The 23,916-nt window shown below is 47.2% G+C and carries 18 protein-coding genes; 13 read left to right on the top strand and 5 right to left on the bottom strand.

Annotated elements, in window-relative coordinates; all coding sequences use genetic code 11:
- Positions 1-292: 292 nt before the first annotated feature.
- From IEX02_RS00730 to IEX02_RS00720, 3 genes are all read left to right on the top strand, one after another.
- A complete protein-coding gene (locus IEX02_RS00730) occupies positions 293-1,117 on the top strand; it encodes a PEP-CTERM sorting domain-containing protein (protein WP_188688814.1) in 825 nt (274 codons plus the stop codon).
- A gap of 377 nt (positions 1,118-1,494) precedes the next feature.
- Positions 1,495-4,149 carry an XrtA/PEP-CTERM system TPR-repeat protein PrsT gene (prsT, locus tag IEX02_RS00725; protein WP_188688811.1) on the top strand — a complete coding sequence of 885 codons (2,655 nt, stop codon included), beginning with the start codon at positions 1,495-1,497 and terminating at the stop codon, positions 4,147-4,149.
- Positions 4,150-4,357: 208 nt separating this feature from the next.
- Positions 4,358-5,197 (top strand): PEP-CTERM sorting domain-containing protein, encoded by an 840-nt coding sequence (locus IEX02_RS00720; protein WP_188688808.1) that lies wholly within the window; start codon positions 4,358-4,360, stop codon positions 5,195-5,197.
- 76 nt (positions 5,198-5,273) lie between these two features.
- On the opposite strand, the gene IEX02_RS00715 is transcribed toward IEX02_RS00720, so the two are convergent.
- Both IEX02_RS00715 and IEX02_RS00710 read right to left on the bottom strand, forming a co-directional pair.
- On the bottom strand, positions 5,274-6,161 hold the full coding sequence (locus tag IEX02_RS00715) for a ThiF family adenylyltransferase (RefSeq protein ID WP_188688805.1): 888 nt from the start codon (positions 6,159-6,161) through the stop codon (positions 5,274-5,276).
- Between the two features lie 54 nt (positions 6,162-6,215).
- Entirely contained in the window at positions 6,216-7,022 is an 807-nt protein-coding gene (locus tag IEX02_RS00710) for a PEP-CTERM/exosortase system-associated acyltransferase (RefSeq protein WP_188688802.1), read from the bottom strand.
- A 317-nt stretch (positions 7,023-7,339) separates the two neighbouring features.
- Between IEX02_RS00710 and IEX02_RS00705 the strand changes: the two genes are divergently transcribed.
- The 9 genes from IEX02_RS00705 to IEX02_RS00665 all read left to right on the top strand — a co-directional run bounded on the left by IEX02_RS00705 (position 7,340) and on the right by IEX02_RS00665 (position 16,969).
- Positions 7,340-8,089, top strand: a complete 750-nt coding sequence (locus IEX02_RS00705; protein ID WP_188688800.1) for a S1 family peptidase — start codon at positions 7,340-7,342, stop codon at positions 8,087-8,089.
- A gap of 160 nt (positions 8,090-8,249) precedes the next feature.
- Entirely contained in the window at positions 8,250-9,017 is a 768-nt protein-coding gene (locus IEX02_RS00700) for a hypothetical protein (RefSeq protein ID WP_188688797.1), read from the top strand.
- 34 nt (positions 9,018-9,051) lie between these two features.
- Positions 9,052-9,309, top strand: a complete 258-nt coding sequence (locus IEX02_RS00695) for a hypothetical protein (RefSeq protein WP_188688793.1) — start codon at positions 9,052-9,054, stop codon at positions 9,307-9,309.
- Entirely contained in the window at positions 9,306-10,223 is a 918-nt protein-coding gene (locus tag IEX02_RS00690; protein WP_188688790.1) for an HprK-related kinase A, read from the top strand. The genes IEX02_RS00695 and IEX02_RS00690 overlap by 4 nt, the downstream gene beginning before the upstream one ends.
- Positions 10,216-11,292, top strand: a complete 1,077-nt coding sequence (locus IEX02_RS00685; RefSeq protein ID WP_188688787.1) for a nucleotidyltransferase family protein — start codon at positions 10,216-10,218, stop codon at positions 11,290-11,292. Before IEX02_RS00690 ends, IEX02_RS00685 begins: the two co-directional genes overlap by 8 nt.
- Positions 11,293-11,346: 54 nt before the next feature.
- Complete coding sequence (gene prsK / locus IEX02_RS00680) at positions 11,347-13,383, top strand: XrtA/PEP-CTERM system histidine kinase PrsK (protein ID WP_188688784.1); 2,037 nt, start codon at positions 11,347-11,349, stop codon at positions 13,381-13,383.
- Between the two features lie 15 nt (positions 13,384-13,398).
- Positions 13,399-14,754: a PEP-CTERM-box response regulator transcription factor gene (prsR, locus tag IEX02_RS00675; protein ID WP_188688782.1), complete on the top strand. Its 1,356-nt coding sequence runs from the start codon at positions 13,399-13,401 to the stop codon at positions 14,752-14,754.
- Positions 14,755-14,903: 149 nt separating this feature from the next.
- Positions 14,904-16,298: a Na+/H+ antiporter NhaC family protein gene (locus IEX02_RS00670; protein WP_188688779.1), complete on the top strand. Its 1,395-nt coding sequence runs from the start codon at positions 14,904-14,906 to the stop codon at positions 16,296-16,298.
- Positions 16,295-16,969 carry a M15 family metallopeptidase gene (locus IEX02_RS00665; RefSeq protein ID WP_188688776.1) on the top strand — a complete coding sequence of 225 codons (675 nt, stop codon included), beginning with the start codon at positions 16,295-16,297 and terminating at the stop codon, positions 16,967-16,969. Before IEX02_RS00670 ends, IEX02_RS00665 begins: the two co-directional genes overlap by 4 nt.
- A 36-nt stretch (positions 16,970-17,005) precedes the next feature.
- On the opposite strand, the gene IEX02_RS00660 is transcribed toward IEX02_RS00665, so the two are convergent.
- From IEX02_RS00660 to IEX02_RS00650, 3 genes are read right to left on the bottom strand one after another with little or no spacing between them, the layout of a single operon-like run.
- Entirely contained in the window at positions 17,006-18,100 is a 1,095-nt protein-coding gene (locus IEX02_RS00660; protein ID WP_188688773.1) for a dipeptide epimerase, read from the bottom strand.
- Positions 18,101-18,109: 9 nt separating this feature from the next.
- On the bottom strand, positions 18,110-19,486 hold the full coding sequence (locus tag IEX02_RS00655) for an NlpC/P60 family protein (RefSeq protein WP_188688771.1): 1,377 nt from the start codon (positions 19,484-19,486) through the stop codon (positions 18,110-18,112).
- Between the two features lie 20 nt (positions 19,487-19,506).
- Complete coding sequence (locus tag IEX02_RS00650; protein WP_188688768.1) at positions 19,507-20,670, bottom strand: DUF819 family protein; 1,164 nt, start codon at positions 20,668-20,670, stop codon at positions 19,507-19,509.
- 191 nt (positions 20,671-20,861) lie between these two features.
- On the opposite strand from IEX02_RS00650, the gene IEX02_RS00645 reads away from it, so the two are divergent.
- Complete coding sequence (locus IEX02_RS00645) at positions 20,862-23,876, top strand: TonB-dependent receptor (protein WP_188688765.1); 3,015 nt, start codon at positions 20,862-20,864, stop codon at positions 23,874-23,876.
- Positions 23,877-23,916: the final 40 nt, after the last annotated feature.

Below are 23,916 nucleotides of genomic sequence, written 5' to 3'. Positions count from 1 at the left end.
GAGCAACGGACGTATTTTGGCAACGACGCTTAGTATCAGGTTGCTAAATTTCATTTCCGGGCATACTCGACCTGATCTAGATGTTTACGTTTTTCACGCCGTGAACAAAATTCATCCGACTTCTCATGACATTCTAAAGTTAAAAACTTTGTCAGCTATTTTTACATCATCTGAATTCTTAGTTGCCGAAATGCTAAAAATCTCTTTATTTTCAATGTTTTGTATTTTTGGCACGGAGCGTGCTTATTCATGGCAGGCGTTGTTGCCATGATTCGATTTATGGGAGTAAATCATGAATGTTAAATCTTTGACCATGGGGCTTCTTCTTATTGCTAGTGCTCCAGTTGCTATGGCTGATCAGTTTTATATTGATGTTGGTGCTGACTACGGCGATAACGGTTTCGCTCAAGCCGCTGGCAACAACACGACTGGTTGGTTGAACGAAATGACCTACGTATATCAGTCTAATACTGTTGTGACTGATGCTGACCTGAACGGTCCTGATGCAGGTGATTCAATTGTTACTACCGGTGGTTTTACTGATGGTGATATTTCATCCGTTAGTTTGAACCAGATTACTGGTTTTAACCCATCTCAAAGCGTTATTGATCCATCTAGCCCAAGCAAGAACGGTTACGGTAGCTGGGGTATTACTTTCCAGTTTGAACTGTTTGGTACTTTGGGTACTGGTTTGACAACTAATTTCACCTCAGGTGACATCACTTTCTATTATTATGATGCCACTACACCAACTACAGCTCAGTTTATCGAGTTGTTTACAATTGATATCAGCAGCACTCAGCAGAGTGTAGGTGGTCCTCGCTTGACTGGTACCATTACTTCTTTTGGCGCTGGTTCAATCAACGGTGTTGCAGTGGGTGATGTATTTAATTTCTCACAAGGTAACTTTGATGAGTTGGTAGATATTGCGAGCAGTGTTGACTTCAATACTGACCCCTCACAAATCACTGCTCAGGACAACGGTGACGGCACTTGGAATCTGACTGGTCAGCACGATGGCTCAGTATCCTTCGCTGTGCCAGAGCCTTCATCACTGGCCGTTGTTGGTCTGGGTTTGTTAGGTTTGGCTGGCTTAGGTCGTCGTCGTAAAGCTTAATGTAGCCTGCTAATTTTTAAAAACCGAGCTAATATGGCTCGGTTTTTTTTTGCCTGAAAAATAGAAGATAATACTAAGCTTAGATTGTGATTTTTCGAGATTGCAGGTTCTACATCCGAAATTAACCAATCTAAATGTGATGACAATTCTTGTTGTTTCTCTGAACCTGATGTTATGAACTATTGCTAGTACTTAAGTCGCAGAGATGTAAAAGGGGAGATTTTTCGTGTTGGTTTTTCTCGTTGTCCCCCATTAAGCTAATGGACTAGATGGCGTTGTGGGCTTGTAATATAAGAGCCGTTTTGTAAGTCTTGGAATTAAATGTACCTTACTTTTATAGGAAGGGGTGCGATGCGTACCAATATCGGAGATTGGAAATGAAGTTAAATGTTATAAGTGTTGCATTGATTGCAGCGTTATCGCTGGCAGCCTGTGGTCAGAAAAGCGCTGAGCAATATCAGTTGGAAGCCGAGAAATTACTTGAGTCTGGCGATCAGGAAGCGGCAATTATTGCATTAAAGAACGCCATTTCTGTCGCTCCGCAAGATGTTAATGCTCGCTATCTACTGGGTAAGGTCTATCTGGAAAGGGGAATCGCTAGCGCTGCAGAGAAAGAGCTGAGGGTTGCTTATGAATTTGGCGAGCTTTCATCTGAGGTTTTGCCTTTGTATGTGAAGGCACTGTATATGCAACATAAGGATACCGAGTTATTAAACCTTGTAGATGAAGCCCCCGAGTTAGATGCTGACGTTGAAACTACCTTGTTGGTTTATAAGGCGCTATCTCTGTTCAGAACAGACAAATTTTCAGAAGCGAGCAGCACTATTACCAGGGCTAATGAACTGTCATCCGAATCAGCGTACAGTCTGTATGGTTTGGCGCATATGGCCATGAATAATCGTAAGGTTGATGAAGCAATTCAATTGGTCGATCAACTGATTGCCAAGTACCCAGAGTTTTCGGATGCCTATCTACTTAGAGCGCAACTGGCTGGTATTAGCAAAAAGTATGATGCTGCTGTGGATAGCTTGTCTACTTATATCGATATGGTTCCAGAGGATAACCAAGCCAAGTTTATTATGGCCGATTTATTGGTTAAAGACGGGAAATTTGATGAAGCTGAGCCGTATATAGACAGGTTATTGAAGGTTTCTGCCAATAACCCCTATTTAAACCAATTAAGAGGCGTGGTTCGTTTTAATCAAGGCGATTTTGAAGGGACTAAAGAGGCGATGGAAAAAGCCATCAACTATGGCTCAACCTCGTCGGTTGCTCGTCTTCTCGCTGGCATCGCGTCTTACAAGCTAGATAACCTGGAGCAAGCGCACAAGCATCTGAGCATTATCCAGAATACCTTTCCTTCGAATGATGCTGCGCGCAAGTTGTATGCTGAGATACAGTTGCGGCTTGGATATGATGCAGATGCCTTCAATACACTCAATCAATTGGATTACCTTACCGCCGAAGATGTGGGACTATTTACTCAGGCCAGCTTTGAACTGATTGAAAAAGGGATGACCAAGCAGGCGAACGAGCTGCTATCTCGAGTCGAGGGCATCGACACCGATGATCCTATGCAACTGGCCAGAATAGGGGTGTTAAAGCTGTCACTGAATGACTTATCTGGTGTGGTTGATCTTGAGCAAGCCTTGGCCTCGGGCGCAGATATGTCTCAGGCCAAGTGGGCGTTAGCGAGAAGTTATCTGGATGCAGGTGATTACGACAAGGCGATGGAATTAGCTAATGATTGGATAGCCTCTGAGCCTCAGAATGTAGATGGTTACAACTACGCTGCATTGGTTTATTTGCGTTCAGGGAAAGTGGCTGAAGCGGATGCTAAGTTTGCTGAAGCGCTGACAGTTTCGCCCAATAGTGCCTTTGCGTTGAACTATTTTGCTGATAAAGCCCTAAAAGATAACCGGCAAGATGAAGCCATAGCGCTGACACGTAAGTCTGCATTGGGTAATCCTGATTACATCGCTGGCTTATTCAAATATTTTGTCCTGGAACACCAACATGGCGACACATCAAAGGCGATGCCTTTAATGAAGGAAGCGTTCGAGCGCCATCCCGATGACATTTATTACAGGTTGAATTATGCGCGTGCGCTGTCAATGGATAAGCGCCCAGGCGAAGTGGTGGATTTACTGAGTAAAGTGAATCCCTCGGAAAATTTTCCATCGCTGTTTTGGCGTATCCAAATTAAGAGTTACCTCACATTAAACGAAGCCGAAAAAGCGCTCGAGCTTTACTCTAAATGGCAAGTTAACGAGCCTAACAACATTCAGGCTTGGCTTGGGGAAGTTGTATTACACGATATGGAAAAGCGCTTCGAGCAGGCATTAACTAAGATTGATGATGCTTTAGGGAAGAATCCTAACAATTCAGAGTTAGGTTTGATGAAAGCGCATTATCTGTTACTAAACCAAGATGCAGAGGAAGCGAAGAAGCTGCTCAATGCTCTGCCTGATGAAGTGAAAAGCTTGCCGTTTGCTCTCGGTTTGGCGGGGCGCTTACAGTATGCTGATGGTCAGTTTGATAAGGCAATTCCATTACTCAAGGCATCGTACTCCGAAAGTCCAAACGCAAATATGGCGGTCATTATTGCCAATGCGTATCGAAATAACGATGAGCAAAATGCTTCATTAGCGTTCTTAGAGGAGCACCTTAAGCAGTTTCCTCTGGATGCGGGAACGCGCCTGCGGTTAGCTGAACGATATATGGAGGCTGAACCAGACAAGGCGATCAAACATTATGAGATCGTGGTGGAAGACAATCCTGAAAATATCATGGCGCTGAATAACTTGGCCTGGTTGTTAAATGAGCAAGGCGATCCTGCGCTTGCTGAGAAATATGTGGCAATGGCTCTGCGTCAGGCGCCTAAGAGCCCTGTGATACTGGATACCTATGGTTCTATATTGCTTAAGCAGGGGAAGCGTGCCGAAGCTATCGAAAAGTTGAAAATGGCCGCCGAAATGGCGCCGCATAAACCCCAGTATCGGCAGAGGTATGAGCAAGTGCTCGCTAACTAATACACCACTAATGAAGAGGGCTTTGATTAAAACAGACAATTTTTATTGTCTGTTTTTTTTACATTGTACGGCAGCGCCTCTGTGTAAATTTATTAAAAACAACATGTTAATTTTTGGCCTGAATCATGCTTGATTGAATTGGAATAGCTGCAGCAGTTGATGTATCGGCAGTTGTGTTTGAACAATCGCGTTTACATTGGAGAATCTTATGGATTTCAAAGCAAAAATTATAGGTGCCGGTCTTCTCTTTGCTGTGGCGGCTCCTTCTGCATTGGCAGACCAATTTTACATTGATGTTGGGGCTGACTTTGGCGATAACGGTTTTGCCCAGGCCGATGGTAACAATACTACTGGCTGGCTTGATGAAATGACCTATGTGTATCAGTCTTCTACATTAGTCACCGATGCCGATCTGAATGGGCCTGATGCCGGTGACGCTATTACAACAACCGGCGGCTTTATTGATGGAAACGTGCCGTCAGTAAGTCTTAATCAGATCACGGGCTTTAACCCTTCTCAATCCATTATTGATCCAACCAGCCCGAGTGAAAACGGTTATGGAGATTGGGGGATCACCTTCCAGTTTGAATTGTTTGGTACCCTGGGTGCTGGTTTAACGACCAATTTCACTTCAGGTAATATCACATTCTATTACTATGATGCCACCATGGTGGGCACCAACTTTACCGAACTGTTCACTATAAGCGTTACTGGTACACAGCAAAGTAGTGGCGGTCCAAGGCTGACGGGTGAAGTAACCTCTGTGGGAGGAGACATGGTGAATACTGTTGTTGCTGGGGATGTGTTTAATTTTGCGACAGGCAGCTTTGGCGATCACCTAGACGCATTTATAGAGATTATGGCCAGCGTAGACTTTAATACCGACCCATCGCAAGTGACTTCAGTGGATAATGGTGATGGCACCTGGACGTTAACTGGTCAGCACGATGGTTCTGTGTCCTTTGCGGTTCCTGAGCCTTCCGCACTGGCTGTGATGGCGCTGGGGCTTTTGGTACTGGCAGGGCTTGGGCGTAACCGCAAAGCTTAGTATCGTTCTTTCTTCCCTTCGAGGAAAATAAACATAAAAATCCGATGACCATTGTCATCGGATTTTTTTATGAGCCTCAGGCTTGTTCCAATAACTTCTTCAGACGCCAGAACATTATTTTCTGCAAAGGATTTTTGTTGCCCCCGGGGCGCCAGGTTTTGATCAGTTTGTTGCGATAGGCATCAAAATGCAGGCCGTGAGGGGCACAAATCACTTCCCCTCGATTTAGCAAAAGCTTTAGCACATTGGTACACAAAACTCCCGCCGCCAACGAAATTCCCATACAGGTAGAGGGGACTTTTTTCTTGAAAAAGTTTACTGAGCTTCGCTCGACCAGATAATGACGCTGCTGTACTGAGGGCGATACCCCGATAACAAAGCGCATAATATTGTCTTCAAATATTCTTTGTTTTTGCTCGTCAGTATCTGTTGGTTTAGGGTCCTGCATGCAAAAGTATTCTTCAAAGCTCATTTGCCCTGGCATAAATACCAACATCGCAGTTCCCATGCCCATAGGGGCTGCCGTTATGCAGGGAATGCCTTTTTCATAACAGCGTTGGAAGACCTTTCGTCTGATATCCAAGGCGAAGATATCCAGGCTGTCGATGTAGACATCTACACCGTCCAGAAAGGCTTCCAGATTATCGTCATTGACCCCTTCGCTAAAGTTTTTCACCTCAGCTTCTGGGTTTATACCTCTGAGGGTATTTTCCATAACCTCTGATTTTGGCTTGCCGATAGTGGCCATCGAAGCGCCAGCCTGGCGATTAAAGTTGGCCAGGTCATAGTCGTCTAAATCAGAAATATGAAAATGGCCTATACCCATCCTCGCGCATACTATGCTGTGATCGCCGCCTACACCGCCCAAGCCGCCCACAGCAACGCGACAATTTTTTAATCTTTCTTGTTCTTCTTGCGTTACCCAGCCGATATTTCGGGAAAATGCTTCTTTATAGTTAAACATAAATTGTCCTCTCTTTTTCCTACTGGCTGAGTCTGTGCAGTATTTGAATCAGGTTCAAAGCTGTTTAAGCATCTCGCTATTGATGCTTGAGAGCAGCTTTTTAAAACCTGGGCTTAACGTTTCTGGTATGCGATTGGGATTAACATGGTAAGGAGCTCGTTTGCCGTGATAATCAACCACAGGCCCAATTTGCTCAAAGGGAATGCCGACAAATCTCAAACTTCTGGCGAGTCTTGGTTCCATCATCACAAAGCAATGATCAATACCTTTTTGCAGTACCAGCGAGGTAGCGGATAGATAGAGCCCTACCGCAATAAAGGGAAAGCATCGTAGTTCCTGTTCAGAATAGATATCCATGTTGATTGCACCGGTAGCAGCTCCCTGGTGTTTATCAACCGAACGTCTTCTGAATTCCGCTGGTACGGCGAGTCGGGATATTTCTGCTATACGCTGACGTTCAAAGCGGCTGGGCTGGAGGTGCTCGTTGCCTATGGCGGATTGGCAGTATTTTTCTATAGGTAGTATCTGGTCTTCACTGGATGAATAGATGACGCGTACGGTTCCAGCATAAGTACCTCTGGACTTATGTTGAATCAGACAGTGATAAGCGTGGTCATCGAATTCGTCAGTTTCTAAACCGGACTGTCGTGGTTCTTCAAACTTCAGTTCATCACAGTACACGCCGTGTCTGATTTTGAAGCTCTCATTTTTAAGAGCTTCAGTTTCTGCAAAACATGGCCTCAGATAGTACGAAAAATGAGAGGCAATGCTTTTGGCATGTCTGTCGGCAAGAATTTTCTGTACCTTCTTTGCCAAACTGCCGATGACGGGAAGGTTTGTCGCACGCTGTATCAGTTTCATTCCTAGTTTCCAGAAGTATTTTAGCGCCTGTTGGCTTCCTTTGGCTCCTCTCAGCAGAGGCCTGACCAAAACATGCGAAGTTGCATTGCATGTCACACTACCTATTAAAAAATAAGTTTATCACCTCAAATAGTTTAAGAATGTGATTTATTTAAAATTTTTCTGCTTTAGGTCAAAAAAGTATGGCAGTTATTACTGCTTTCTCTTTTTAGGTTTTGGCACGTTAGTTTTATTTTAGCAAACTTACTCTGTTGTCTTAACGAAATAGCCGATCAGTGTTAGGCTTAATAGTATCAACCGGCATAGGTAGGACAAGGATGAAACGGACGCTATTTATTTTTTTGATGCTGATTCAACTACCCGTTGCGCTAGCTGAATCAGCATTTGAAACTGTGGTCGCCAAGATTAAGCCATCAGTGGTTGGCATTGGTGTTAGCGACCCTTTAGGGTCACCGAGAAATGTTCTGCAGGGAACCGGTTTTGCTGTCGGAGACGGCACACTGATAGTGACAAATTTTCATGTGGTAGAGAAAGCCCTGGATCCAGAGGCTTACCAGCGACGTGTGGTCTTCATCGGTGTGGGAGAGTCACCCAAAGTTAGCCCGGCTGAGATAGTTAAGACCGACCCGGGTCACGATTTGGCCATCTTGAAGATTAAGGATAGAGTACCACCGTTAACCTTAGCTAAAGATGCTTACCTTCCTGACGGGCGGGATGTGGCTTTTACGGGGTTTCCCATCGGTGCGGTATTGGGCCTTTATCCTGCGACACACAAAGGCATGATCGCAGCCTTAACTCCGGTTGTGATCCCCAGTGTCAATGCTCAGCAGTTAAGTATACAGATGATGAAAAGGCTCAAAGAGCCCTTTATGGTGTATCAAATGGATGCCACAGCGTATCCTGGCAATAGCGGCAGTCCAGTATATGACATGAACTCGGGTGAAGTCGTTGCCTTGATTAATAAAGTGTTTGTGAAAGAAAGTAAGGAGGCTGCGCTTTCATCACCAAGTGGCATTTCCTACTCTATACCCGTAAAATATTTAAACGCCTTATTGGCTGAGCTTTAGTTGATACTGGTTGTCCGCTTTTTTTACATATAGTTTTTGTTGTTTTGTAAAAACCTTTAAAAACAAATGGTTGAAAGTTGGTGTGATTTTTGCGTAATTATATTTAGTTATCTTTCAGTATCTGATCTTCAGCGCTGATCTATTTGTTAGGAATTAGGACATGAGTGACGAATATAAAGCAGTTGACTCTCTCGAAGTGGCTAAAAATTCACAAGGCCAGGGCCTTAGTCGGCGCAAATGGTTAAAGAAAGCGGGTGCTGCTGCACCGGCGTTATTGCTATTGGCTAATCGCCCAGCCGTGGCTGCTGGATGCACCATTTCGGGCTTTATGTCAGTGCAATTGGGTACATCGCTTACTGTCCATGATGGCGCTACATGTAACGGCTGGAGTCCCGGCAACTGGTTGAGACAAAATGGCCAAATCGATGAGTGGGCCTGGAATGCCACTGGTGAGACGCCTAATTCTATGTTTAGGTCTATCTTTACTACGGCCAGGCTGTCTAACACATATATTCGCAAGATGGTTAATGGCGTACCTGAAGGTACGACAATGGCTTATACCAGCGCGTTATCCTCGACGTTGGGCCAGGAGTTGTGGGGCAAAACCAAAACTAACTCAATAACTCAGCACGCTGCAGCGGCGTTCCTAAATGCCGCTTTTCTGGCGAATGGTGGGGCAGGTTCAAACCCTGACCCTTGGATGCTGACTTATCCCAATATGGAAGATATTATCGGTTCCTATTTGCTGTATGAAATTGCCAATATGTCTGCCGCCACGCTTCAGGCGAGTACTAACACAGTATTTCAGTTGGAACGTAATGGCATACTGCTTGGTCGTTCAGATACCATGACGGATGAAGATTATAACTCTTTCTTTGTCAGTATTGCTGACGGTGGTGGTAGTCAACAATGGCAGAACGGACTCTAAGCTTTAGCCTGCCGTACTTTGTTAAGTAGTTAAATTGCGGTCCCTTCAAGCAGCAGATATACAACTGACCGAATACCATACACCACCCCACTGGGTGGTGTATGTCGGTCAGTACAAGCAGACTTTGCTGTTCCCTTCCAAAGCCAAAGTGCTATATGACTTTATCCAGCAAAGCGACTCTGTGCCATTTTCCTCCCGTGTTCTTCGCGAACAATTTGCAGGCACTGATGATGAATTTTTGCAGTTAATCGATAGACTGCTCAGCGCTGGCTTGCTGGTGCAGTCAATATGATCTTATCAAACTATTCCCTCGCCGAGTTGCATGGAAAACTTAAGGCTACAGGCGTTTGTTTTCGCACTGGACGTTTTGTTTCCCGTGTCCGAAGTTCAATAGAAAATGTCGCGTCTGATCTTCTGCAAATCTATGCTGGCGCTGAAGTATGCGAAGAGGGCTTTGTTGACTTTGATATTGAGCTAGCGCCATCTGGTGGTTATCGCCGTTTATTCAAACCTCAGGTAAATTTCAGCTTCAACGGCTATTTACCCTTCCAACCCCTGCCACAAGATCAATCTCTACCGCTAATGGAATGGGGATTAAATTGGTGTGTCAGCAATCACTTCCAGCAGGCATTGGTTATACATGCCGCCGTTGTGGAAAAGTATGGCAAGGCACTGATATTACCAGGCCAGCCTGGGGCAGGAAAAAGCACCCTTTGCGCGGCGTTGGTCAGTATTGGTGGTTTTCGTTTGCTGTCGGACGAATTAACCATTCTTGACTGTGATTCTGGACATATTCTGCCAAATCCCAGACCAATCAGTCTGAAGAACAAAGCGATCAAGATAGTTGCGGGGCTTCCATCCGGATTGAATATGAGCAGAACCGTAGAGGATACCCAGAAAGGTTCCGTGGCTTTACTACAAGCTCCTCAAATCAGTCTGGCAAGTTGGGATAAGGAGGCGCTACCAGGTTTGGTGATTTTCCCGAGATTCAAAGCCGACAGCGAGGGAGGAACCCTGCAAGATCTGAGTAAGGGTGAGGCATTTCTCCAGTTAGCCAATCAGTCATTCAATTACCCAATACTAGCGGAGCGAGGCTTTAAAGCCATAGCCAGACATTTAGACCAGGCGCATTGCTATCGCTTTGAGTATGATGGCGATTTGAATGCGGCGGTAGATGCATTGGACGGGTTAATGCGGGATGTCTGAAAGACTTATTGTTAAAGCGCTGAAAACTCCTGAGCAGGCTAAAGCCTTTAGTGATGCGCAGTGGCAGACCTTTCTATCCGAATGTTACCAAACCGGGTTGCTGGCCAGATTTTTCCATATATTCACTAAGCGGCAGTTGTTGCAGCATATCCCAACTGCCTTGCTGTGGCACTTTCAATCTGCGGATGTGGTAAGTCAGGCACATCGCAGAGATATTCGCATTGAAGTGGAGCATATTGAGCGCGCACTGAAAATGGTTGGCATCAGACCGGTATTTCTGAAAGGTGTAGCTTATGACCTGGCGCATGATGAGGTCGCAGAGGGACGGGTGTTCTCTGATGTCGATATTTTTATCAGCCGGCCTGAGCTGGACAGTGCTGAACATGCATTGGGGTTGCATGGTTGGCGTCAGGGGAAAATGACCGCTTATGACCGCTCCTACTATCGGCGTTGGATGCATGAATTACCGCCCATGACCCATCGCGAACGTGGTATGGCGCTGGATGTTCACCATAGCCTGCTCCCCGTTACCTGCCGATATGCGTTTGATGCAAAAGAGTTGCAATTGGAGGACTTTCAAGGGCATCTGGTGCTGGCCTTATGTGATCGTATTATTCATTCTTTTTGCCATTTATTGATGGAAAGCGAGTTTGAAAAAGGGCTCAGGGATCTGTCTGATTTAGACTTGTTGTTTCGCCTATGTGCCGATAACGATAAGTGGGAAATGCTATTATTTCGTGCCGAACAACTCGGTGTCGGCCGCCTTTGTTTTTATGCGCTCAGATACTCCCAACTTATTCTTGATACCCCAATACCCGAAGCGGTTTTGCAACAGAGTCAGCGCTGGGCGCCAGCAAGCTTTACGCTTCAGGCTATGGATTGGGCTTTCCCTAAGGTATTGGTAAATGCCTCTAGCATGGCCGTATCTCGTAGAATAAAAATGGCGCATTTTGTATTGTATCTGCGTGGACACTGGTTGCGCATGCCGCTGTATTTACTGGCACCCCATCTCGCCCGCAAAGCCTGGATGAGAATTTCCGGACGCGATCAGCAAGAGACGGCTGCCTGACATCCCAGTCACTGTATACTGGTTTAGTTTGTCATCATTCAAAGGGGATATACGTTGCTTGACGTCATAGGATATGGCCTGGGCCTGGCAGGTAATCTGTTGCTTTTCCTGCTGTTGCTGACAGTTCGACGCCCCGGTTTGCCCAAGCGTCTTCTGCTTATCGCAGTGGTTACCAATTTACTCTGGTCCGTCGCCCATATCAGTGTAGCGAAAGGGCTAACAGGCACCAGTTGGTTGCTGTTCTCAGAAGGTGCTAAGTCGTTAATATGGCTTATGTTTATTTCTTCTGTCTTGAAGCGGGATTCGCTTCGTTTACGCGGCTTGTTGGCACAACCCGTGACGCTTTTCAGTATCAGTTTGCCATTAATATTCTTAGTGCTTGGTGGCGCGGGCTTATTGCCATTTAAATGGCTGCTTTTGATTCAAACTGTGATCCCGCTGGTAATGCTGATTTTATTGGAAACCCTTTATCGTCAGGCTGGCTCTGAGCGCTGGCACTACAAACCTTTGGTATTGTACTTAGGAGCGACCAGCTTATTTGATTTTGTCATGTTTGCTGACGCTACCATGGTTAGCAGTATCGATCCTATGTTTTGGACGGCCCGTGGTTACATTTATGCGCTACTGTTACCTGCGCTGGTGATTGCGATTCGCCGTATTAAGCATTGGGGAATAGAGATTTTTATTTCCCGCGATGTGGTATTGCACAGCTCCCTGCTACTGCTGGCTGGCGGTTATTTGTTTGTGATGGCCATTGCCGGCTATGCCATTCGTTATGTGGGCGGAGACTGGAGCGGTGTGGTGCAGTTGGTGCTGCTGTTTTTATCTTTAACCCTGCTACTGGCGTTATTCTTGTCCAATACGCTCAGAGCCCGAATAAAGGTTTTTATTACAAAACACTTTTTTGCCAACCAATATGATTACCGTGAAGAATGGTTGAAAGTGTCCCAATCCTTAAGTGGTAGCGAGAATAACTTACAACAGGTATTTGATAATGGACTAAGTAGTTTGATGGCTGCCATCAATTATCCATCAGGTATGCTGCTGAAATTCAGTGGCGAGAATCAACAACTCGTGAGTTGTATTGAGCATCCCCCTCTAACCGCTATTGAAAAAGAGGTGCTGGAGCAGTTGAAGGTGTTTTTACAGCAAAAACACTGGTTAATTGATATTGAAGAGCTGCGTTATCGTCCCTTTGTTTACGAGGGACTTAAGGTTAATCATGCGATCCTCAACCAATGTCGCTTTCAGTTGGTGCTGCCATTTTATCGGGATGAAGAGTTGTGGGGAGTGGCACTGTTGTATGCTACCTCCGAACAAAAAATCCGCCTGGATTGGGAGTTGCGTGATTATTTAAATGCGGTGATTGCCCAAGTGGCGAATTATCTGTTTCATTATGAGGCCGCCAAAGAAGTTGCCGAAAATGCGCAGTTTGCAGCCTTTAATCGCATGTCAGCCTTTGTTTTGCATGATTTGAAAAATGTACTGGCGCAGATTGATTTGATTCTATGTAATGCGCAGCAACATAAAAATAACCCTGAATTTATCGAAGATACATTTGAAACTCTGGCACATACCAAAAGCCGAATGGAAAAAATGCTCAGACAGCTTACTGAGAAAAAAGAAGCCTTGCCCAGCAGCACTCGCCCCCTTAATCTAGGGAGTCTTGTGACTAAAGTAATTCAGGAACGCTGTCAGGGGTTGTTGCCTAAACCTAAATTAGTTCAGTGTGATGAGTTGGAATTAGTTTTAGACGAGGAAAAGTTTAGTAATGTCTTGTACCACCTTGTCAGCAACGCTCAGCAAGCCACGGCTGATAATGGTTCTGTAGAGCTAAGCATAAGTAAAAGCGAGATGGGCGCGCTAGTGGAAATTACCGATACAGGCTGTGGGATGTCGCCAGAATTTATTGCGACGCGTTTGTTTAAGCCCTTCGATACCACAAAGGGCAATGCCGGTATGGGCATTGGCGCTTATGATGCAAAAAATTACATAGAAAAAATCGGCGGGCGTATAGAGGTTGCCAGCCAAGTCGGGGAAGGCAGTCGATTCAGTCTGTTTCTCCCTGTTACTGCCGCTAATGATGCGTAGAGGATAAAAAAATACATGGAAACACTGCTAGTTGTTGATGACGACCTGGGAATACAAAAACAACTGAAATGGAGTTTCAGCGACTATGAAGTAGTTTTTGCCGATGACAGGCAATCCGCCATTGCCCAATTAAGGCGTTTTGAGCCTAAAGTGGTGACCTTGGACTTAGGACTGCCTCCTGATCCTGCCAATGCCTCGGAAGGGTTGGAAGCCTTGGCCGAAATTCTGAACCTGGCACCGCAAACCAAAGTGATTGTGGTGACGGGGAATAACGACAAAGAAAATGCCCTCAAAGCCGTGCAATTAGGCGCTTATGATTTTTATCAAAAGCCCATAGATTCTGACACTATCCGCATTCTGGTTAGTCGTGCCATGACCCTGTTTGATTTGGAGCAGGAGAACCGTCAGCTGGTGCAATCGCAGCCGGCCATGGGCAGAATTATCGGTAGCAGTGATGCTATTCAGCAGGCCAGTCGCAGAGCCGAAAAAATTGCTCAGACCGATGTCAGTACCTTGCTGTTAGGAGAAAGTGGCACGGGTAAGGAAGTGTTTGCCCGTTCTATCCATGATCTCAGTGCCAGACGCAATAAGCCATTTGTGGCGATTAACTGTGCGTCGATTCCGGAAAACCTGCTTGAGAGTGAACTGTTCGGTTACGAAAAAGGCGCCTTTACCGGGGCCAATAAAACCACGCCTGGCAAAATAGAAACCGCCCAGGGCGGTACCTTGTTCCTCGACGAAATAGGCGATATGCCCATTGGGCTGCAAGCCAAAATGCTACGCTTTTTACAGGAACGCATTATTGAGCGGGTTGGCGGGCGTCAGGAAATTCCCGTGGATATTCGTGTGGTGTGTGCCACGCACCGTGATTTATCGTCCATGGTGGCTGAACAGACTTTTCGTGAAGACTTGTTCTACCGGGTCAGCGAAATCACTATTCGTATTCCGCCGTTAAGAGAGCGGGGCAGTGATGTGGTACTGCTTGCCCGCACCTTCCTCGGTGCCTACAAAGATGAGTACGGCTCTAAGGTGAAAGGCTTCAGTGAAGCCGCCATTGAAGCCATGATGCAACATCGCTGGCCAGGCAACATTCGTGAGTTACAGAATAAGCTTAAATCCGCAGTCATTTTAGCTGAAGGTAATCTGATTCAGGCCGATGATCTGGGATTGATTACAGGTGAAGCCAGCACCATGCAGAACATTAATTTGCGTGAAGTGCGGGAAGAGGCGGAGAGCCGGGCTATCAGACAGGCCTGGCATCTGGCAGAGCAAAATATGTCTAAAACGGCGGAATTGCTGGGTATCACCAGGCCTACTTTGTATTCTCTGATAGATAAGTACCGCCTGGATGATATTAAGCCCAGCAGCTGATTAACCGTCGTTGAACGTGGATCTCAGACAGATGAAAGATAACATGGAATAAAGTATTGTAATTGGTTACTTTGTATGGAATATAAAATCCATTAACCTCTGTAAACAAAGCGTCCTGCTAAGGACCGATAATAAAGAAAGGTGTTCATTTGTCTGATTGGTTAACCATTGTTCCCCCCGCGCTTGCCATCATTGTGGTGTTCTGGCGTAAAGAGGTCATTCTGGCCTTGATCGTTTCGTTGTTTTGTTCAGAGTTATTGCTGTTGGCGTCATCGGGCAGTGGTCTGCTTCAGGCCGGTATGATGGGGCCTTTCCAAACTCTCGAGCGTGTGGTGGCGGTTTTCAGTTCCGCCGGCAACACCCGGATTTTGATATTTTCCCTGATGGTAGGGGCGCTGTTAGCCTACATGCGTTACTCAGGTGGCGTGACCGCCATGGTAGAGAAGCTTATCAACAAAGGGGTTGCCAAGAGTCAGCGTCAGGTTGGACTGTTGTCTTTCTTCTCCGGCGTGGTGGTATTTATCGAGTCTAACCTCAGTGTGCTTACCGCGGGTATCCTGTCCCGAGGCTTGTTTGACCGCTTTAAGATGAGCCGGGCCCGGCTGGCGTATATCATCGACAGTACCAGCGCCCCCATTTGTATCCTGATCCTATTAAATGGATGGGGAGCCTATGTACTGGGACTGCTTGGTAATTACCCTACCGAGCAGACCGCGGTATCTATCCTGATTGGTACCATCCCGTTGAATTTTTACGCTTGGCTTACTCTGGTCGTGGTGCTGTTTACCATCCTGACCGGCAAAGTGTTTGGGCCGATGAAAGAGTCGGAGCGACAGCTCAATCAAAACCAGGCGCACAGTGAAATTGATTTTGAGGCCACCAAAGCGCGCTTTATGATCGTGCCGCTGCTGACGATGGTGCTGGGCATGTTGGGCTTTATGTATTGGACCGGCGATGGTGTGATTACGCAGGGCGATGGCTCTAAGTCTGTGCTTTACGCCACCACACTGGCTTGTATGGTCGCTTATGGTTTGATGCTGCAATCGGGTCGCTTTAAGCATAAAGACCTGGTGGATATTGGTTTTAAGGGGATGGGTGAGTTGCTGCCCCTGGTGTGCATTGTTTTGCTGTCGCTGGCCTTAGGTAGCAGCCTGAAGCAACTGGGAACCGGCGACTTTATTGCCGGTATTGTGGCTGAGTCTCTGCCATTGTTCTTGGTTCCCGCTTTATTGTTCCTGGCTGGTGGTTTGATCTCGTTCACTACTGGTACTTCCTGGGGTACCTTTGCCATTCTCATTCCTATTGGTATGCCCATGGTGCTGAACCTGGGATTGCCACCGGAGTTAGTGCTTGCTGCCATTTTGGGCGGCGGGGTATTTGGTGACCATTGTTCACCGATTTCTGATACCACGGCCGTGAGTAGTATTGCCTCAGGTTGTGATTTACTTGAACACGTACGTACGCAGATCCCTTATGCCTTGTTCTGTGGTGCATTAACCCTGGCGGCCTACTTAATGGCCGGATTGTTTTGGATTGGACTATGAAAAGAAAGATCCTGCTAACAGCGCTAATGGCATCAGGCTGGGCGACTGCCCAGTCAATGCCCGAAGACTTTGCCGATATGACGGTACTACTGCCGGATGCGGTATATGATATCCGTTATTACGGTAACCATAACTTTGTTGGTTCGCCGGTTGAAGGGTATTTGGCACCCAAGTGCATCTTGCAAGGAAAGGCAGCCAAAGCGCTGGTCAAGGTAGCACAGCAAGCGGCCGAGCAGGGCTACAAACTCAAGGTGTTTGATTGCTACCGGCCAACACAAGCGGTGGCGCATTTTATGCGCTGGGCGCAGGATTTGTCTGATACTGCCACTAAAGCCGAGTACTATCCTAATTTGGCTAAGGATAAGCTGGTGGGGGAATATATCGCCGAGCGCTCTGGACATAGCCGAGGTGCCACGGTTGATCTGACGCTGATGCAACAGGATGCGCAGGGCGCATGGCAAGAATTAGATATGGGCTCGGCGTTTGATATGTTCGATCCTTTGTCAAATACCGAACATCCTGAGATTAGTGAGTTACAGCGAGAGAATCGATATACCTTGCGTAGCCTGATGGAAGCCCAGGGATTTGCTAACTACGCCATGGAATGGTGGCATTATTCGCTGTCTGATCAGCCTTATCCTGATACGTATTTCGGTTTTCCTGTGCAATGATAGGTTGCCTGCCCTAAGGCAGGCAACTATTGGCTACTAGCCTAACATCTCCAGTCCTTTGATTTCTTTGATACCCAATCCCGGGGTATTCTCAATGCTGATTTCAGCACCATTAAACTTCACATTACCCACGACCGGATCAAAGGCACAGAGTGATGGGCCATCCAGATCGACTTTAGTGATCACATGAGACTTAGCGACAGCCAGGTGCGCTGCTGCTGCCACACTGATGCTGGTTTCTAACATGCAACCTATCATGCACTGCACATCGAAGGTTTCAGCGATATCAGCAATGCGTATGGCATTAGAGATACCACCGGTCTTCATCAGCTTGATATTTATAATGTCGGCGGCGCGCATCTTAATTAGATCAATCACTTCCTTGGGGCCAAAGGTGCTTTCGTCCGCCATAACCGGCGTATGAACCCGTTCGGTGATGTACTTCATGCCTTCCAGATCGTAGCCTTTTACTGGCTGCTCAACCAGTTCAAGCCTTACCCCTGCATCTTCAAGCTTGGTTAAGGCATACACCGCTTCTTTGGCGGTCCAGCCCTGATTGGCATCCAAGCGCAGCAAGGCTTTGCCTTCCACTGCAGCGTAAATGGCTTTGACCCGCTCGATGTCCACACCAATGTCTTTACCCACCTTGATCTTCAGGGTTTCAAAGCCACGGTTAACTGCATCAATGCTGTCTTTGACCATTTTATCTATGTAGTCAACGCTGATGGTAATGTCGGTACTGATGGTCGGTTCACCGCCGCCCAGAATTTTGTATAGAGGGGTGTTATAGCGCTGCGCGAATAAGTCGTAGACAGCGATTTCCACCGCGGCCTTGGCGCTGTAATTTTTAACAATACTGCCTTGAATAAGATGGGTGATACGATTGAGGTCTTCAATGTCTTCGCCGATCAACTTTGGCTTGATCATGGTCTTAATGGCTTCGATGATAGAGCCGTGAGTATCGCCGGTGATCACCGCCGTAGCGGGGGCTTCACCATAGCCAACATGACCGGTATCGGTTTCCACAATAACGATAACATCTTCCACCTTTTCGACGGTTCTCAAGGCCGTTTTAAACGGGGTCTTAAGTGGTACCCTTAGCATGGCAAATTTAATATCGGTGATTTTCATATAAGACCCTTAACGAACAGACTTGATTGAGTAAATCCGATCCAGGTAACTGGTGGATTCAGACAGGCGCAAAGGCAGTAGCGGAGTCACTGACACGCCATTTAAACCACCTTGATAATAATTACCCTGTGCATCGGTATAAGACATACCATGCACATCATGAATAACGTATGGCTGACCTTGCTCTTCCCCCAGATACATCACAACATGACCTGGAATATAAATAAGATCGCCCACTTGCAGTTTTTTCAGGGCTGCCAGCTTGTCTTGCTCTGAGCTGTCCGCGTTAAAACGCGTGTTCTGCCCATAGCTACCATAGCCTTGTTCCCCTGAGTTGCGGGGCATCAGAATGCCGAAGCTGCGATAAATTTCAGAGACAAAACCGGTGCAGTCTCTGGCATTGTAGTCATGTCCCCAGCCATAACGCTCACCCAAAAACTTAAAGCCTTGCTGAATAAGATTAGCCTTGTTGAAGGGCAGGTAGCCTTGATGCAGCTCCTGATTGCGGCTGATAAGCGCTGGTTTGAACGACAGCGCACCGTTGTCTTCACGGTAAGGCAATTTCACAACATAGCTGGCATAAGGATTTTGCCCATAGAGGTAATGTTTGACGGCCTGATTATCCAGAAGTGGCATCCGTACGCCCATATCCAACTGCTTTTCAGACAACTGGGGCTCTTGTGGATTGTAGTTGGTGAACACCTTGGCGGCTGTTACGACCACAAAGGGAGTTTGCTGCCCATAATCCAATACCTCCGCTTTGCTACCTAAAGCGACCGCAGATTTTGGCAGCCATGCCAGATAATGATAGGCCCTGGCCAGATACCATTGACCATCTTTACTTTCATGAAAAATTGCCAGTGCATCGCCGGGAAACAGTCCGGTTTCGATAAAGCGGTCAATATCCAGATCCATGCCCTGGTTATAGGTTTTTTCGGCTGACGGGAAGCGGCGCATATTGGTGCGCTCGGTGACCATAGCATAACGAATTGGGTTATTTGCCTTAACCGCCGCTACATTGAGGTTATCCAGATAGCGCTGATAGTCTTCTTGGCTGAGTTTTGTGCCATCGGCATAAAATCTATCGCTGCCTGGTACTGAGCTAATCTGGTTAATTGCGGCTTTCAGGGCATCAGCACTGAGCGCGGCGGGTAACTCAGAGAGATTCTGGAGCTCTTCCTGTTGCTTGAAGGTACGTTGATTGAGCGTGCTAATTTGCGTCTCGCTAAGTAAGAGACGTTCGGCTGCTTCCTGTTTGTTCTGCCAGTAATCGGCGTGTAGGTGCTTAGGTTGAATACCAATAACATCGGTATCCGCCTGGGCATGGGGGAGGCTAATGCCAACGGCCAAACCAACAAGCAGCAATATTGAGTTCAACTTAATCATAGTTTTTTCCATTTCCTGTATTAGAGGGCCGGCAACAGGTTACCGACCAGAATGCCTCCTGCTGTACCGACTATATAGCCTAGCAACGCCATTAGTATACCAACGGGGATCAGGCTGCGTGAGTAGGACGCCGCAAGAATGGGGGCTGAGGCCACACCACCTATGTTAGCCAATGAGGCCACACCACAGGTAAAGAGATCCAGCTTAAACAGTTTAGCCAGTGCCAGCATGACCAAGGCATGCAGCAGCAGAATAAGCAGCCCGGCAAGAATAAACACGGGAGCCTGACCGATATTGGCAATACTGCCTCGTGACGCAATCAGGGCTATCAGCATAAAGAGCATAAGTTTGGATAACTCTCTGTCACCGCCCAGACGTTTCAAGGGGGTTTGTGCCGCGATAAGGCCAAGGCCGGTGGCTATCACAACCTGCCAAGCCGTGCTGTTAAAGAACATATTGCTGGGAAGCATTTGCCCCAGACTGATAGCGCCGGTAGACACTAGCGCTGCACAGCCAAGCCAAAACAACAAAGAGGCGCCAGTGGCGTGACCAACCTGTTGTTCGTCTAACTGGGCGGCAACCTGTGAAAGGCGTTCGCTGTCCGCGCCACTCCAACGGTTAAATTTGGCTGCATGAGGGGTCAGGGCCAACAGAATAAAGACCCATACGGCGTAGTCGATGGAGTCCACTAATAAGGCATAGCCCATAGCGTCTTCATTAATACTGAAGATCCCTTGTACAGCCACCATGTTACCTGTGCCTCCCAGCCAACTGCCGGCCAGGGCAGCGAAGGTTTGCCAGCTTTGTTCGGGCAGCCAGGTTTTGGTCAGGGTGTAGACCAGAATAATCGCCACAACGATAGAGGTAGAGGCGGCCAGGAAGGTCAGTAATAGCCTGGGACCTAACTTGGCAATAATGCGCAGGTCAGCTTGTACCATCATTAAAAAAATCATCGCCGGTAATAAACTGCTTTTGGTGGCTTTATATGCCTGGTCAATGGCTGGACTGGCTTGCCAGACAGATAGCGTGGCGGCGCAGAGAATAACAAAGTACAGCACCACCACCGCAGGTACGAGGGAGAAAAAGCGGCGTCCGACTTTTTCTTCCAGTAGGGCCAATAGGCCGGCGCTCGCCAGGATTAGGGTTATAAAGCCGGGTACGGATTCAATGAGGGTAAACGACATGCTCTGCAATGGGCCTCCTGAAGTTGTTTAATTAATATGCATCATGATTATCAAGGAATATTATTTCATATCAATACAAAAATAATAATAAATTATTTACAAGTTTACCTTTGGTGATATTTTATCCAAGAGCGGTGATGTCGGTGACAGCACAAGCTCGTTATAAAAAACAATAAAATCAAGGGGGTAACATGTTGAATAAGGAATTGAAACGCACGGTTCTTAGCCTGGCGGTATCCGGTATGTTGGGCGTTGGCCTGATGCAGTATGCCGGTATGGCTGTGGCGGCGAACAATGACGGTGCCATTCACGGTACTGTGAGCAATGAGATGGCTGAACATCTGCAAGATGCCCAGGTCACTATTGTTGATAAGGCAACAGGTATTAAGCGCTCGGTGACAGTGAAAGCCGACGGGCGCTTTCGTTTTCCGCGACTGCCCATCGGCAGCTATGAGATTACTGTTCAGAAGAATGGGTATGAAACACTGAAGTTGGATAATGTTTCGGTGGGAATTGGCAATGCCACTACCTTGGAACTGACCATGACCAGTGGCAACGTGGAAGTGATTTCGGTATCGGGCGCGCGTATTGCCATGATTGACACCACATCAACCGAATCGGCACTAAATATTTCAGCTCTGGAACTGGAGCGATTGCCGGTGGCCCGTAGTATCAATTCGGTCGCGCTGTTGGCGCCGGGTACAGCCGGAGGTGGCCGTCATGGTGGCTTGTCGTTTGGCGGTGCATCCGGGGCGGAGAATGCGGTGTTTATTAACGGTCTGAACGTGACCGATCCGGAATTGCCCACCAGTTATTCCAGTGTCCCATTCTCGTTCTACAAGGATTTTCAGATTAAGACCGGTGGCTATTCGGCAGAGTTTGGTCGGACCACGGGTGGGGTAGTCAACGCGGTGGTTAAATCCGGTACCAACCAGTTTGAATTTGGTGCAGATGTTTATTACTCACCTGATGCACTGCGTGGCGATGGCAAGAATACCTACGACAAGCTGGGCCGTAAGGTGGTGAACCGCGAGAATGACAGCCGAGACAGCCTGACGGCTTCGGTGTATGCCGCGGGGCCGATTATCGAAGATAAGCTATTCTTCTTTGCTTTATATGAGCCGCGTTTAGTTCAGAGCGACACCTGGAACAGCACAGATACGCATTTAAGTAAGTACGAGGATGACTCGGGTTTTTGGGGCGGTAAGCTGGATTGGTACATTACCGACGATCACCTGCTTGAATTGATTGCCTTCTCTGATGAGTCTGACGGCACGACGGATATCATTAAAAATGGCGTGTTAGATTCCACCACCTTAAGTAGCAGTGGGGGTAAAAACTACATAGCCACTTATACAGGCCATTTCAGCGAAGATTTTGTGATGAAGGCCATGTACGGAGAGCTTGAGCGTCAGTATCGCAGTAATGCCACAACTGCGCTGGAGTGCAACCGGGTGATGGATTACACCAAGCTGGGACCCATTTTTGATTTGGGCTGTACGTCTTTATATATGACCGATGACAGGATTAACAAACGTGAGTCCATGCGGCTGGATTTTGAATGGAATGTCAGCGACGCACATTTACTGCGTTTTGGTATGGACTATGAAACCCGTATCACCAATATGGACAGGGCTTATCCCGGTACTGAAGCAACCCGCTATGAAATTCGTGATGTGATACCTGGGGGCTCGCTTAATGGTGAAACCCTGAGTGATGAGTATGACTATTATGTCAGGGCACGCACCCGTAAAACCTTCGGTAATTACGAAACCGAAACCTCGGCTTTTTATGTGGAAGATATCTGGTCGGTGACTGACACCATTACTCTGACGCTGGGCGCCCGTTATGATGAGTTCGATACCACTGGTGCCGGTGGAACCGGCTTTATGAAAGTGGATGGGATGCTCTCGCCGCGGGCAGGTTTTGCCTGGGATGTGAGCGGTGACGGTGAGACCAAGGTATTCGCTAATCTAGGGCGTTACTACTATCCGCTGCCTAACTCATTGGTGGCACGCGAGGGTGGTGGTACGGTGGATGTATCCAACTACTACTATATGGAAGGTGGTTTGCTGGTTGACGGTGTATGGCAAGGAGGCTTTACCGAAAATGTTATTTCAACCGGCCAGACCAACCTGACACCGAATCTTGGTCCTATTATTGGTGAAGCCATTCAGTTTGGCGCAGTAGAGGCGGCAGAAGACCAAAGTTATCGTATCGACAACGATATAGAAGCGAGTTTTCAGGACGAAGTGATTCTGGGTATGGAAACCATGCTGAATCAGGACTGGCGTCTGGGAGGCCGCTTGATCTACCGTAAGTTTGAAAATGCGGTGGAAGATATGAAGGTCTACCGCGACTGGGGGGATTGTGATTCACCCGGCACCTGGTTAATTGGTAATCCCGGAAAAGTGATCAGTCTGCAGCTTGAATGTAATGGTCAGATGCAAACGGTGGAAGTGGATCTGGGTAAAGAGCAGATCCAGGCAGGCCATGCGCAAAATAAAACCGATCAGGATATTGGCAGCCCGGTTCCTTTCAGAAAATACGGTGCCATGGAGTTGGTATTGGAGAAACAGTGGGATGATCTGTGGTCATTCTATGGCTCTTATACCTGGGCGCATAGCTGGGGCAACTACGAAGGTGGGGTAAACAGTGACACTACCAACAATGTAGCCGGCTGGCTGGAATACGGTGATGACCCCATGTACTTGGTGGGTGGCTACGGTAATCTGCCTAACGATGTACGCCATCAGTTGAAGCTGCGCGGTGCTTATGCCTTGACCGATCAGTGGACTATTTCGTCTTCGTTGAATATGTCCTCCGGCCGACCGCTCAATGTCAGAGGCGTAGGGAATCCCTACACAGAGGATGAACATTACTATATGAACTGGATATGTGTAGAAAACTGCGATGGGGATGACAGTGCCAGTCGCGTTTATAACGCTATTCCTCGTGGTTCCTATGGTCGCACAGATTGGCTGGTGTCCCTTGATGCCCGACTGTCGTACAAGACAGAAATTGCCGGAATGGATACCAGGGTGTCGCTGGATGTGTTTAACGTCTTTAATACCCAGGTAGTCACACGCACCGACCAGTTCCTCACCGAAGTGGATAGTGTGGGGATTCCCAATGATGACTTTGGTGTGGCCACGGCGCTACAAGGTCAGCGGTCTATGCAGCTTAGTGCATCTATTCGGTTCTAATCTTTTGATTTTATTAAACTAAAGGGGCGATTCTCGCCCC

Origin of the sequence: Bowmanella pacifica (genome assembly GCF_014645355.1) — a bacterium.
Classification (GTDB): domain Bacteria; phylum Pseudomonadota; class Gammaproteobacteria; order Enterobacterales; family Alteromonadaceae; genus Bowmanella; species Bowmanella pacifica.
This window is presented reverse-complemented; position numbering and strand designations above follow the sequence as displayed.